The sequence below is a fragment of the Aquimarina mytili genome (assembly GCF_016735115.1).
GTDB lineage: Bacteria > Bacteroidota > Bacteroidia > Flavobacteriales > Flavobacteriaceae > Aquimarina > Aquimarina mytili.
Genome location: NZ_JAERQJ010000014.1, coordinates 37,079 through 53,617 on the forward strand (window position 1 = coordinate 37,079; position 16,539 = coordinate 53,617).

General features: G+C 32.2%; 2 protein-coding genes. Both read left to right on the top strand.

What is annotated here, in order from left to right:
- Entirely contained in the window at window positions 1–10,362 is a 10,362-nt protein-coding gene (locus tag JJQ60_RS20495) for a non-ribosomal peptide synthetase/type I polyketide synthase (RefSeq protein WP_201924393.1), read from the top strand.
- A 47-nt stretch (window positions 10,363–10,409) separates the two neighbouring features.
- Window positions 10,410–16,529 (top strand): non-ribosomal peptide synthetase, encoded by a 6,120-nt coding sequence (locus JJQ60_RS20500; protein ID WP_201924395.1) that lies wholly within the window; start codon window positions 10,410–10,412, stop codon window positions 16,527–16,529.
- Window positions 16,530–16,539 lie beyond the last annotated feature (10 nt).

The window sequence follows — 16,539 nt, forward strand, 5'->3', positions numbered from 1 at the left end:
ATGGAAAAATATACAGGATTAGAAATCGCCGTTATCGGTATGGCAGGCAAGTTTCCAGAAGCTGATAACATCGAGCAGTTTTGGGATAACCTTAAGAATGGTAAAGATTGTATTAGTGATTTTACTGAAGAAGAAGTTGCAGAAGAAGGAGAACAAGAATCACTGATAAAAAACCCTTCATATGTAAAAGCCAATGCATATCTAAAAAATAAAAAATACTTTGACTCAGAGTTTTTTGGATATACTCCCCATGAAGCTGAATTGATGGACCCTCAGGTACGGTTATATCATGAATGTTGTTGGGAGGCTATCGAAGATAGTGGTTGTAATTTAAAGGATCGATCTCTTAAAGTGGGTGTTTTTACTGCAGGGTATCCTAGTATTCCATGGATGCTGCATACTACTCAGAATCCTCCAGAAACTGGATTTGTAGATGATTTTACAGCTTCGCATCTAAGGGATGCCACCTTTTTGAGTTCAAGAATTTCATACAAATTTAACCTTAAAGGTCCTGCTGTCTTTGTTCAAACGGCATGTTCCTCTTCGTTGGTGGCAATACATGAGGCTTGTAATAGTTTACTATTAGGAGAATGTAATGTTGTGCTGGCTGGTGGTGTAAATGTTAAAAACTACTCTAAAAAAGGATATCTCTATCAAGAAGGGATGATACATTCTAAAGATGGTAAATGTAGACCTTTTGATGTTCAATCTAGTGGTACGGTAGGTGGAGAAGGAGCAGGAGTTGTAGTATTGAAAAGACTTAAAGATGCAATTAGAGATAGAGATAATATCCAAGCTATTATCAAAGGAACTGCTATAAATAATGATGGAAGCAGCAAAGTAGGGTATACAGCTCCAAGTGTTCAAGGGCAAGCAGAAGTTATCAAGAGAGCACACGCTATGGCTAGAGTAGATGTTAATAGTATAGGCTATGTAGAAACTCATGGAACGGCAACAAAATTAGGAGACCCAATTGAAATAGAAGCTTTAAATACAGCCTTTGGTAAAGACAATAATAGTGAATGTGCAATTGGATCGGTAAAATCAAATATTGGACATTTAGACTCGGCAGCCGGTGTAGCGGGATTTATTAAAACTGTACTTGCTTTAAAAAATAGAGAACTACCTCCTAGTTTGCACTACACGCAACCAAACCCTGGTATAAGTTTTTCTAATGGACCTTTTTATGTGAACAATGCATTAAAGCAATGGGGAACAACATCTGATGTTTTAAGAGCTGGTGTAAGTTCTTTCGGTATTGGTGGTACGAATGCACATTTAGTACTTCAGGAAGCTCCTAAAAAGAAAATATCAGAGACAAATAGAAACTATAAATTAGTAACGCTATCTGGTAAAACGATTAAAGATTTTCAAAAAAATGTAGCAAATCTTAAAGCGTTTTTTAATGAAAATCAACAAACAGATCTTGCCGATGCAGCATATACATTACAAACGGGTAGAGATCGTTTTAAATATAGAAAAACAATTGTAGGTGAACACATACAGAACGTTGTTGAACAATTAAAGAACATCTCATCCCTGGAACCGGTAGCTTCAAATAACCGAGAAGAATTACAGCATGTTATTTTCATGTTTCCGGGACAAGGTATGCAATATGTTAATATGTGTAAAGAACTCTATGCTACAGAAAACGTATTTAGAAAAGAGATTGATAAGTGTTTAGAATATGCACAAAAATACACCTCTACAGATTTACGCTCAATATTATTTACAGATGTAGAGGAGTCTGCAAAAAAAATCAATCAAACAGAATATGCTCAACCTCTTTTGTTTTTTACAGAGTATGCGTTGGCTAAACTGTTAATAAATTGGGGTATTACTCCAGATTATATGATTGGTCATAGCATAGGTGAATACGCTGCGGCATGTATTAGTGGTGTTTTCGAATTAGAAGACGCTATACGATTAGTAGTAAAAAGAGGATTACTAATGAGTACAGCCAGTAAAGGCACAATGTTAAATGTAAATGCAACCAAAAACCAAATAGATTCTTTACTGGAAGAGTACAATACAATTGATTTAGCGGTAATAAATAGCGAAAATGCCGTTGTTGTGTCTGGAACTTTAGATGACATTGATGATTTCCAGAATGTATTAGAAAGCCGAGGAATCACTTCTAAAAAATTACATACCTCCCATGCATTTCATTCTCGAATGATGGATGTTGTGTTACCGGATTTTGATAAAGAATTGAATACAGTAGATTTCCAATCACCTCAAATTCCTTTCATATCAAATCTTTCGGGAAAATTTGTTACTTCTCAAGAAGTTCAAGAACCTTCTTACTGGACGCAACACCTTAGAAATACGGTAAACTTTAAAGAAGGTATAGATACGTTATTGACACATGGCGATGCTTGCATTATAGAAGTTGGGCCTGGTAGAGCGCTAAGTAATTATGTTAATGAAAATGCCAATAAAACAAACGGTCATAGTATCGTCAATACAGTAAGACATGTAAAACAAAAAATTAGTGACCAAAAATATCTTCTTGAGAAACTAGGACAATTATGGGAAAATGGATTAAAAATCAATTGGAAGCAATTTTATGGTGATGAAGAAAGATATAAAGTATCATTGCCTACATATGCGTTTGATAGAAAAGAATATACTACGGATTTTGACTTAAATAAATTATTAAACAAGCAATTAGTTGCTGATACAAATAGAACAGTAACAGAAGACGCTAAACTTATTAATATATGCAATTGGAAACGTTCTATTCTTCCAAATAAAGCATTAGAACTTGATAAAGAAAAGTCTAATTTCTTAATATTTACTGGAGCCGAAGGATTTAGTGATGCTTTACATCAAAAACTAAGTGCAAAACAGCAAAATGTAGTTCAGGTAAGGCATGGTAAGCAATTTAAGAAAGTTAATGACGAGTTATTTGAAGTTAATATAGCAACCTTAGATCATATAGAAAAATTATGGACTGAGCTAGAAAACATAAAATTTAAAGCAGATGAAATTATTTACAGCCTGCCCCTTTCTGAAAAATATACGCTTCTGGATTATAATGCGATCGAGAAAGAATTAGATAAAAACTATTTAGGAGTATCGTATATCGCTAAAACTATTGCCAATTATCAGAATAGTGATGAGGTGAAAATGACAGTTTTATGTAATCATTTGGCTAAAGTGATAGCAGATGATGATGTAAATCCTCTAAAAGCAACTTTATTATCACCTGCTAAGATTATTCCTTCAGAAATAAATACACTTCAATGTAAAGTTATTGATATTCCTTATCCGTTTACTTCTGAAGATCAAGAAACAGAGTATGCGCAAAAGGTGATCAATGAAATGTTTTTTGAAACAGAAGATGCCTTTGTGGCATATAGATTTAAAGAGCGTTGGTTTAAAGATTTAGAAACCGTGTCGGTAAATGAAAAAACGACGTCAAATGTAAGTTTAGTTCCAGGAGGAACCTACCTAATTGTTGGAGGAACAGGAGGTATGGGATTGTCTATAACTGCGCAAATGAGCTCAGAAATTCAAGGAAATTTCATTTTGATACATCGCAGCGATTTCCCGAAAAAAGAAACCTGGGGAGAATGGTTAAAAGTATATGGCGATACTAATGAAGTAAGTAAAAAAATTCTACAGATTCAAGAAATAGAAAGCTTAGGTTCGGTAGTAGAATTACACCAATTAGATGTAGCAAATGAGTCTGATGTAAAACTATTTTCGGAGAGTCTATTAGATCGTTATAAACAAATTAACGGATTAATTTGGGCCGCAGGAGAAGTGGATTATGGTGGGATTATTCTAAATAGATCCAAAGAAGATTTTATAAAATACGGTGCATCAAAAATTCATGGAGTAGTATTATTTGAAAAATACATCAAGTTTGAGAACTTCGACTTTCTGGCGCTATTTTCTTCTATTGGAAACATTATTTATCAAGTAAAATTTGGTCAAGTTGGGTATAATGCAGGGAATGAATTTCTTGAAAGTTATGCACAATATGCAAAAAAACAATGGGGAGTTCACGCGTTTACAATCAATTGGTGTGATTGGTATGATGTAGGGTTGACCGTAAATGCGGTTAGAGAGCAAGATAAAATTGAAGATATAGTCGAAATTAACTCAAGAATTGACCATGCGATATATCCAAAACAAGGAGTTGAATTATTTTTCAAATGTCTTGAAAATAAAGAAACTACATTCAACATATTCCCGGGTGATCTCAAGAAAGCAATGGCTTCTCAGAGATTGCGATTGAAAGAATTTAGAAATGATACCACAGAAATATCAGGAGAAGCAGTAGATCACAGTATTGTAAATCAAGTAGATGATTTAGAAAAAACGCTAAGAGAGATTTACTCTACTTTTTTCGGAAAAGAAATAGGATTGACAGATGACTTTTTTGAAGTAGGTGGAGATTCATTAAAAGCAATGAGTTTGGCTGCAAGAATTAATCAAAAAACAGGAGCAAGCCTAGCTATTAATGATATTTATCAATATCCAACAATCAATGAAATAATGAACAAATTATCTGAAATCGGTTCTGATAATCAGATAATTACAATCCCGAATACTCCATCCAAAGAGTACTATGCAACATCATCAGAACAAAAAAGAATGTTCCTATTGCAGGCATTAGATGTTAATAGTACGTTGTATAATGAAATTGAAGTGCTATGGGTATTAGGTGAAATAAATAAAAAGAAAGTAGAAGAAGCATTTAAACAAATCATTCAACGACATGAAAGTTTAAGAACAACTTTTGCTTTTGTTGAAAACGAATTAAAACAAGAAATATCAGAAGAGTATAATTTTCAATTAGAATTATTTGAGTACAAAGAAGGTCAATTGGATGATATAGTAAAGTCATTTATTCGCCCATTTGATTTAACTAACAAAAAAGAGCCATTGTTGCGCGTAGGATTGGTCGAAAAAAGCCCAACAGAACATTTGCTAATAATGGATTCTCATCACATTGTTATGGATGGTGTGTCTAGATTTATTATAAGAGAGGAATTTAATCTTTTGTATAATGAAGCAAGCTTATCTCCATTAAAATTACAATATAAAGATTATGCAGAGTGGCAAAATAGTGAAGAACAAAAGAAAGGGTTAGATGAAGAAAAATCGTTTTGGTTAAATGAATTTTCAGAAGAATTAGAACCATTAGAGTTACCAACAGATTTTGTTAGACCATTAACTCGAAATAATGAAGGAGATTTTATTCGATTTGAAATAGGTCATGAAGAAACCAAAAAGCTAAAAGAAATTGCATCTGCCGATGGAACAACAGTATTTTCTGTTCTGGTAGCAATTCTTAATGTATTATTAAGCAAGTTAACTAATCAAGAAGATATTGTAATTGCTACTCCGGTGGCAGGAAGACAACATGCAGACCTTGAAAATTTAATTGGGATGTTTGTAAATACTATTTGTTTACGTAGTTATCCCAAAGGAGAGAAATCTTTTGACGAGTTTTTGTTAGAGGTAAAAGATAAAACATTAGAATGTTTTAAAAACCAATCTTACCCTTTTGAAGAGCTAGTTAAAGAGCTTAAAATAGCCAGAGATAATAGTAGGAATCCACTTTTTGATGTAATGTTTGTATATCAAAATTATGAAGAAGCTAAAAATGAAACTGAAGGTTTAGTCTTTAAACCAGAACAGTTTAATCATACTTCTTCTAGATTTGATATGACATTTTTAGCGGTTGATGATGCGGATCAATTATTCTTAAGACTTATTTTTTCTACAGAATTATTTACAAAAGAAACGATCCAACGATTCGTTTCTTACTTTAAGAATGTTGTTACCGTTGTAGTTAATAATCAGCATACATTGCTTTCTGAGATAGATATGATCCCTTCTGAAGAAAAAGCATTGTTGTTATCAAATTTTAATACTCCTAAGGTTGATTTTCCTACAAATAAGGTAAGTATCGAGCTATTTGAAGAATTTACACGTAAATCACCCAAAGATATAGCATTGGTAGATGGAGATCAATCTATTACATATAAAGAATTAGATGATTGGGCAATTGCAATAGCACAGAACATTGATAAAGAAGTAAGAAAAGATGAAAATTGTAAAATAGGGATACTTTTTAATTCTTCGATGGAGATGATTGCCAGTATTTTAGGGGTTCTGAAAACAGGTAATGCTTATGTACCTCTATCTCCAGATACATCAGAAGAAAGAAATAGATATATACTTTCAGACTGTGATGCAAAACTTGTACTGGTACAAGAGAACCTTAAAACAAATAAAAATGTTATTCCTCTAGTAAATGATACAAAGATGTTATGGGTAGGAAGCGAAGCATTGTCATCTTCTAATAATGGATATGAGTCGAAAAAGGTGTCCCCAGAAGATATTATGTATGTAATATATACATCAGGTACTACGGGAACACCTAAAGGAGTTGAGGTTAAATATTCTGGAATAACTAATATGTTATATGCCTTTAAACATGAGTTTGCAATGAAAAATTCTGTTAGAATGGCTCATCTGGCAAATGTAACTTTTGATGCTTCAGTATTTGAAATATGGCCTTCTTTAGCATTTGGAGGCTGTTTATATATTGTTTCGCAAGAAATACGACAAGATCCAGAATTATTAAAAGTATGGTTGAATGAAAATAAAATAGAAATATTATTTCTTCCGACCGTTTTGGCAGAGCATGTGTTAAAAAATGAAGAAGATCTTCAAAACTCATCTTTAAAAATAATAAACATTGCAGGTGACAGATTAAATTATTTACCAACAAAAAAACTACCTTATAAAATATACAATTTGTATGGCCCAACAGAAGATTCTATCTGGACAACCTCATTAGAACTAAATAATGATGAGGTATATGATTATTACTCAATTGGAAAGCCGATTCCAAATAAGAAAGTACTTATATTAAATAAATATGGAAGACTACAGCCTTTAGGTGTTCCAGGAGAAATCTGTGTCTTGGGAGAAGGTCTTGCTAAAGGATATGTAAATAATAAGACATTAACTAAAGAGAAGTTTATTAAAAATCCATTTTTAGTTAATGAAAGAATGTATCGCACAGGAGATAAAGGTAGTTGGCAGCCTGATGGAAATATTCAATTTCTAGGAAGGATAGACCATCAAGTAAAAATTCGTGGATTTAGAATTGAATTAGGAGAGATTGAAGCGCATTTATCAACATATGAAAGGTTTCAAGAAAGTACAGTTACGGCAAAAGGAGAAGAAGGTGATAAATATTTAGTTGCATATTATGTGTCTGAAAATGAGGTTGATATTAATGATTTGAAAAACTATCTATTGGAAAAATTACCTAGCTACATGATTCCGGCATATTATGTAAGGATGGATCAATTACCTCTTACTTCTAACGGTAAACTTAATCGAAAGGCATTACCATTACCATCTCTTACAGAGCAAAATAACTATGTTGGGCCAGAAACTGAGACTGAAAAAGTACTGACAGAAATATGGGGCAAAGTATTAGGAACACCAAATATAGGAGTGACCGACAATTTCTTTTTGGTAGGAGGAGATTCTATAAAGTCTATACAGATAAGTTCCAGATTGAGATCTTTAGGTTATGAAGTATCTGTGAAAGATATTCTTATCAATAAAGATATCAGATCTTTAGCAACAAAGTTGAGAAAAACTCTAAAACAATCTGATCAATCACAGGTAGAAGGTAAAGCTATATTGAGCCCAATTCAAAAATGGTTTTTTGAAAATAATCTTACAGAAAAACATCACTTTAATCAATCAGTATTGCTTGATTTTCCAGATAGTATCACAGAAGATACTGTTAGATCGATTTTCGAAAAGATTCAGGAACATCATGATGCTTTAAGAACAGTTTATAAAGAAAATGCCGAAGGACCATCATCATACTATTTAGGAATTGATGAATCCCCGGTTTCGTTACATGTTTTTGATTTAAGAGGCGCCAAAGATGCTTCGACGATGTTGTTATCTGAAAGTAAAAAAATACAATCAGGTATTAATATACAGACCGGCCCTTTAATGCATTTAGGATTATTTCAAATGGATAAAGGAAGTCGCTTGTTGATTGTAATACATCATTTAGCAGTCGACGGAGTTTCTTGGCGCATTTTATTTGAAGATATTGAAACGCTGTATCAACAGATAAAAAATAAAGAAACTCTTGAACTACCATTGAAAACAGATTCTTTTAAAAATTGGACCAATAAGCTACTCGATTATTCTACAGGCAATAGAATGGAATTAGCACAGAAATATTGGGATAATGAGTTGCAAAAACCATGTTCTATATTAAAAAGAGATTATCCAAATGGGGAAAATATTTTTAAGCATAAAGCTGTAAAACAATTTCAGTTAAGCGAAGAAGCTACATCAAAACTATTATCCGATGTTCACCTTCCATTTGGTACTCAAATTAATGATATACTGTTGACAGCATTCTTATGGACCTATAGCGAATTCTATAACAGTAAAGATGTACTCATAGATTTAGAAAGTCATGGAAGAGAAAATCTGGGACTAGGAGAAAATATTAGCCGTACCGTTGGATGGTTTACTAGTTTCTACCCTGTTTTATTGCAAGCAGAAAAAGTAGATAAAAACAACTTAAATACATTAATAAAAGAAGTAAAAGAAAAACTACGAAAAGTACCAAATAATGGGATTGATTATTTGATTTATAAATATTTGACTAAAAATGCTGTTGAAACAAAAAATAAAGCGCAAATAAGCTTTAATTATTTAGGGCAATTTGATGCAGATATAGCAGATAGTTCTTTTATTATAGGAAAAGAAGACAAAGGCGATGAAGTATCACCTGAAAAAGAAAGAGATTACGATTGGGATTGTGCGGGTATAATTACCGAAGGAAAATTGACAATGAGCCTTATGTATAGTGCTGAGCAGTATAACCAGGATACAATTAATGCTATAATGACTTCTTTAAAACAGAATTTGGAGCAATTGATAACATATTGCGCCACTTATGACAAGAAAGAATTATCTCCATCAGACTTTATTTACAAAGATTTGTCTTTTGATCAATTAGATCAGCTTTCTAAACAATACGATATTCAAAATATATATCCTTTATCTCCCATGCAGGAAGGAATGTTGTTTCATTATTTAATGAGTCCAGAATCAGAAAGTTATTTTGGGCAAATGACTTTTGAAGTTCATGGTGATTTGGACATACAGGCTGTCGAGAAAAGTATGAATGATTTAATTGCCCGACATGAAGTTTTTCGTGCCATTTTCCTCCATGAGGGATATGAAAGACCAATACAACTTGTTTTAAAAGATCGAGAAATAAAAATACTGTATAGAAACTTACTTGATGAAAAAACGACCACAAATAGTATCGAAGAAGAGGTAGAAAACTATAAGAAAAACCAAAAAAGTAGTTTTGATTTAAGTAAGGATCTATTAATGCAATTAACCGTCCTGCGTACAGCAGATAATACACATACTTTTATATGGAATTATCATCATATTTTAATGGATGGGTGGTGTACAGCTACGATATTATCTGAATTCAGAGAGATCTATTCTAAGAAGAGAAAAGGGTTACAAGCTGAGTTGCCTGTAAGTAATTCATACCATAATTATATAGAATGGTTAGAAAATAGAGATATCAAAAGTTCAGAGTATTACTGGAAGAATTATTTAGAGGGGTATAAGCATCCTGTATCCATGCCTAAAATCAATTCAATTTCTATTGAAGAAGCGGCTTTTGTTCCCAAAATTGAGCATTTGATTATTGGAGAAACCAGTACAAATCTTATCCAAGAATTGACCATTGAATATGGAGTGACAGTGAGTACGATAATTCAATGCGCATGGGGAATGTTATTAGCAAAATATAATAACGTAGATGAAGTAGTTTTTGGAACCGTCGTTTCTGGTAGACCTTCAGAAATAGAGGGAATTGAAGATATGATAGGATTGTTTATCAATACCATCCCCGTACGAATTAGATTTAACGACGATGAAAGTTTAGGTGATGTATTAAAAACAATACAAGAAAGCGCATTAGAAAACGAAAAACATCAATACCATCCATTATCCGAAATTCAAACCTATAGTACTTTAGGAAGAGATCTTTTTGATCATATAGTAGTAGTAGAGAATTATCCCGTTGTGGATGATGAAGAAACCGACAGTAACAAAAGTGACTTTTTAGTTAAAAATGTCGAGATGTATGTTCAATCTAATTATGGTCTATCTCTTGTTGTTGTGCCTAATGAAGAAATTGAAATAAAAATAGAATACAATGCTAATGTGTACGATAAAAATACTGTACAAAATATATTAGCACACCTCAATCAGGTAATTCATCAAGTCATATTACCTAGCGAAGTAGAAGTAGCTTAATCCACTCTACACTCAAAATCAAGTATTAACTTTTAATAAAGAAAACATTGGAACAGTCAAAATTAAATCTCAAAGGGATTAATCTCTTTGATATTAACCTGCTATCAGAAGAAGAGAAAAATCAGTATCTCTATGAGTTTAATAAGACAAATGCTGATTTTCCAGGTGAATCGAGCATAACAGCTTTGTTTGAAGAACAAGTTGATAAAACACCAGATCATATTGCACTGCAAATTGCAGACAAGCATATGACCTATAAACAACTAAATGATGAAGCCAATAGGTTTTCGGCATATTTAGTTGATCAATATAATGTAAAGCCTGGCGATCTTGTAGGGATTATGTTAGGGAGAAATTATGATCTAATTCCTGTTATTTTAGGAATTCTAAAAGCTGGAGCGGCATATGTTCCTATTGATCTTAACTACCCTAAAGAAAGAATAGAAAGGATTATAACCGATTCTAAAATTAGCACCTTGGTTATTGAGAACGAGAATACATTTTCTGTAGAGACAGACTTATCTATCCTAAATATTTATAAAGAGCAAAAAAAGATAAATGCTCAAAAAGTCAAAAAGAATAAAGAAAGAAAAAACACAGACCTAGCCTATGTAATTTATACCTCAGGATCTACAGGCAATCCAAAAGGAGTAATGATTGAGGATAAATCGTTAATTAATTATGCATTTTGGGCTTCTAATTATTATTTCCAGGGCAAAAAAGGAGTAATGCCATTATACTCTTCAATTTCTTTTGATTTAACTATTACATCAATTTTTGCTCCATTAATTTCAGGTAATACTATAGTTATATACAAAGAGGATAAAGCTACCAACCTTATAGAAAAAATCATAGAAGAGAATCTTTGTGATACTATAAAGTTAACCCCATCTCATCTAAAAATTTTAAAGGAGAGTGTAGCTTTAAAAAAACAAATTGAAAAAGGGAGTAATATAAGAAGGCTTATTGTAGGAGGAGAGGAACTTTCAACAAGTTTGGCTGCAAGTATGTATGAATTGTTTAAGGGCAATATAGAAATATATAATGAGTACGGACCTACAGAAGCAACTGTGGGATGTATGATCTATAAATATAACCCTAAAGATAAAAACTTATCGGTAGCTATTGGAGGACCAATTAATAATACTCAAATTTATATTCTGGATGATTTTTTAAATCCTGTAGCCAATGGCATGTTAGGAGAGTTATATATCTCTGGTGAAGGAGTTGCAAGAGGGTATTTGTCTAATGAAAAACTAACTTTAGAACGTTTTCTAGAAAACCCTTTTATTCCCGGAACTACCATGTATAAAACCGGAGATTTTGCACAAAGGTTACCAGATGGTTCTATTATTTTTTCTGGACGAAAAGACGAACAGGTGAAAATTAATGCTTACCGTATTGAGCTTGGTGAAATAGAAAATCAATTATCAAAATATAAAGATATTATTGATTGTACTGTAGCAGCAAAAGAAAGTAATAATGAAAAATACATTGTAGCATATTATACCACTAAAGAAGAAATAAAATCAAGTACTCTAAAAATATTTTTACAAGAAAAATTACCAGAGTATATGCTTCCTAGTTATTACATGGTAGTAGATAAGATTCCATTAACAGCAAATGGTAAACTTGATAAATCAGCACTACCTTTTCCTGATATTGTTGAAAATAGAGAATATATAGCACCAGTAAGCAATACTGAAAAAACATTGCAAAAAATTTGGTCTGAAGTGTTGAAACTACCTGAAGAAGAAATTGGTACTACTCAAAACTTTTTAGAACTCGGGGGTCATTCGATCAAAATGATATTAATGCTCAATAAAGTTTTGAAAGAATTTAAAGTAAAAGTACCTATGAATGAGGCATTTAATCGCCTTGAGATTCAGAGTTTGGCAAAATATATTGAAAGTTTAAATAAAGAGTCGGCACATAATGCTATTAACAGTGCACTCAAAAAAGACTTTTATCCATTATCATCGGCACAAAAACGACTCTATTTTTTACATCAATTTAATTCGTCATCTGTTACCTATAATATTCCTAAAATAGTCAGAATCATAGGTAAACCAAATACGTCTGAGATTAAAAATGCATTCTGTGAACTTATAGATCGATATGAAATTTTAAGGACATCTTTCTTTATGAATGGTTCAGATCCAGTGCAAAAAATTCATGATGATGTGGACTTTGAATTAGAATATTATACATGCAAAGAAGATGAACTTAATACGACTATTAATGAGTTTGTAAGACCATTTAACTTGCAAAACCCCTCTTTAATAAGAGCTGGATTAGTTGAAATTTCTAACAAAGAATATCTACTTATGGTAGATATGCATCACATTATTACAGATGGTGTATCTGAAAGTATATTGATAAAGGAATTTATGGCATTGTATGACAAACAAGAATTGCCTAAACTTTCAATACAATATAAAGATTTTGTAGAATGGCAATTAGAAGAGCCGCAACAACTTGTATTAAAAAAGGAAAAAGAATATTGGTTAAATGAGTTTAAAAATAAACAGTCGATATTAAACTTACCTTCAGATTTTATTCGACCAGCTGTTAATACTAATGAGGGAGCTGTAGTAAATTTTACATTCAATCAAAAGAAAACTAATGGATTAAAAAGATTAGCAAAGCAAGAAGAAACTACCTTGTTTGTAGTGTTACTTTCGGCATTTAACATTCTATTAAGTAAGCTCACTAATGAAGAAGATGTAACCATAGGAAGCCCAGTTTCCGGAAGACAGCATTCTGATTTAGAGTCTGTTGTAGGTGTATTTATTAATATGTTAGCATTAAGAAATTTTCCAAAAGCTAATCTTGGATATACAGACTTTTTGTCAAATGTAAAATCTAAGGTTTTACAAGCATTCAATAATCAAGGTTATCCATATGAAGAATTAATTGATGAATTAGAATTAGGTAGGGATATTAATCATAATCCTTTGTTTGATGTTATGTTTGCGTATCAAAACTTTGAAAATGAAACATTTCAAATTTCAAATTTAGAGGTTACCCCTTATGAACTTAATCGGGATGTATCGAGGTTAGATTTAAGCTTACAAGTTTTTGAAACTACCAATGAACTTCAACTACAGTTCGAATATTCGACACAATTATTTAAAGAAGAGACAATAGAAAGGTTCATTTCATATTTTAATGAAATTATAGTAGAGATAACCTCAAATCCAAATATAATAATAAGTGATATTGACCCACTTCCTGATAAGGAAAAACAAAAACTTTTAGTAGAGTTTAATAATACGGCAATAGATTTTTCAGAAGAAGACACTGTAGTTTCCTTATTTGAAAAACAAGCATTAAGATCTCCTGATAAGATAGCCATTGTTTATGAAGGAAAAACATTGACATATAAAGATGTAGATGAGAAATCAAACCAATTAGCACATTATTTAAAAAACTCTTGTCAAGTTGGAAAGAACGATATCGTAGGTTTTATGATGGATCGCTCAGAAAACTTAGTGATAGGTCTTTTAGGTATATTAAAAACCGGAGCAGCATATTTACCAATTGATCCTTCATATCCTAAAGAACGAATATCTTATGTATTAAAAAATAGTGGAGCTAATGTTCTTCTAGTCGATGATGAAATAGAGAATGAAGTTGTTGAAGATAAAGAGGTTGTTTATTTAAGTCAAACTGCACATGAGAAAAAGACGAGTGTAGACAGTAATATAAAACCTGATAGTGTTTGTTATTTGATTTATACTTCGGGATCTACGGGCAATCCAAAAGGAGTTATTATTACACACCAAAATGTGGTCAATTTTATAGCAGGAATTAGTGATCGTATCCCAGCAACAGAAAAGGATGCAATGTTAGCTGTAACCAGTACTTCATTTGATATTTCAGTTCTTGAACTATTCTGGACCATATGTAATGGGGTTGAAATCGTAATACATCCTTCTAACGTTTCATTATCTGGTCTTGATAGGTATATGCCAGGAGAAGACTTATCAATGGATTTTAGTTTGTTTTTCTTCTCTAGTTACAATAACAAAGAAACCAACAAGTATGATTTATTATTAGAATCTACAAAATTTGCTGATAAATCTGGTTTTAGCGCAGTTTGGACACCAGAAAGACATTTTCATGAATTTGGCGGTTTGTATCCCAATCCATCAGTAATAAGTTCTGCACTTTCTATGGTTACTAATCAAATTGAACTTCGAAGTGGTAGTGTGGTGGCTCCATTACATGACCCAATTCGCATTGTAGAAGAATGGTCCGTGGTAGATAACCTTTCAAACGGTAGAGTGGCGTTGTCATTTGCCTCAGGATGGAACCCTAATGATTTTTCATTAGCTAAAGATTCATATAAAGAGAGAAATAAAATCCTGCATGAACAAGTTGATGTGATGAAGAAGCTGTGGAGAGGAGAACCTATTAAAAGAGAAAATGGCCTTGGTAAAGAAGTAGACCTTACCGTTTTTCCAAGACCTATTCAAAAAGAAATGCCGATATGGATTACTTCAAGTGGAAATATAGAAACCTTTAAAAGTGCAGGTGCTAGTGGTGCTCACTTATTAACGCATCTTTTAGGACAAAATGTTGATGAACTTGAAGAGAAAATTAAACTGTATAGACAAGCTCGAGTAGAAAATGGTTACGACGAAAATGGAGGAAAAGTAGCAGTAATGCTTCATGCATTTATTGGCGAAGATATAGAAGAGGTAGAACGTATTGTTGAAGAACCATTTACAGAATATCTAAAGACTTCTATAGGTCTTAATAAACTATTAATGGAAGAATCAGGGCTAAATTCTGATGATATTGATGGTAAAGAAATGAAGCTTGTATTAAAAAATGCATTCAAAAGATATTATAAGAATAGCTCACTTATCGGAACCAAAAGTAAGTGTAGTGAAATGGTGCTAAACTTGAAAAAAATTGGAGTAGATGAAATAGCTTGCTTGATCGATTTTGGAGTAGAAAATGATAAAGTATTAGAAAGCTTAACCCATATCGAAGAGCTAAAACAGTTATTTGCTATGAAAGGAAACAAAGCTCATCAGCCTATTACAATGATGCAATCAACACCGTCATTTATAAAAATGACTCAAGAAGGTGGAAGTTCTGTTAAATTTTTAGGATCGTTAAAAACACTATTATTAGGAGGTGAACCAGTGCCAAAAATGCTAGTAGAACAATTACAAGAAAAAACGTCTGCCAGTATTTTTAATATGTATGGTCCTACCGAAACTACTGTTTGGTCCTCTATACATAAGTTTTCTGAAGAAGATTCAAAAGTGACTGTAGGAACTCCAATCATAAATACACAGATACTGATTTTAGATAAGAATAAGAAAATGGTGCCTGTCGGAGTTCCAGGAACATTATTTATAGGTGGTAAAGGCGTTTCAAAAGGATATTGGGCAAATGAGCAATTAACAAACGAAAGGTTTGTACAAAATCCATATAAAGAAAATGATATCATATATGATACAGGAGATATTGCAAAATGGAATGTCGATGGAACAATAGAATTAATAGGAAGAGAAGATGCACAAGTAAAAATTAGAGGGCATAGAATTGAATTAGGAGAAATTGAATCACAATTAAATAAACATAATTTGATTCAACAATCTGTAGTGGTATGTAATAATGTAGAAGAGGAGAAATATTTAGCAGCGTTCTATGTAGCATCAGAACCATTAGATGTTAATGATATTAGGACTTATTTATTTGATTACTTGCCAAGTTATATGCAACCTTCGTTTTTTATTCAATTAAATGAAATGCCACTTACTCCAAATGGTAAAATAGACAAAAAGGCATTACCAAATCCATTATCTATTCAAGAACATGATTTTGTGGCCCCATCTAATAGTGAAGAAGAAGCTTTAGTTGAAATTTGGTCAGAAGTACTGGAGCTTCACGCAAATCAAATTAGTGTAGAAAAAAGTTTCTTCGAATTAGGAGGTAATTCATTAAAAATATTAAAACTAAACTCCTTAATGCAAGAGAAACTTAATTGGGAGGTTTCTATACCAGAGATGTTCCGATATCCATCCATAGCTTCATTAATTGCATACAAAAATAGTTCGAAACCTAGCGGAGAAGACTATGGAAAAGTAGCAGAAGATGAGGTTTCAGAAATGGAAAGTATGTTTAATCTTATAGAACAAGAATAACCTTTATCAC

Bases quoted from the DNA above. Each gene is read 5' to 3' on its own strand.
- JJQ60_RS20495 (WP_201924393.1), top strand. From the start codon at position 1: ATGGAAAAATATACAGGATTAGAAATCGCCGTTATCGGTATGGCAGGC.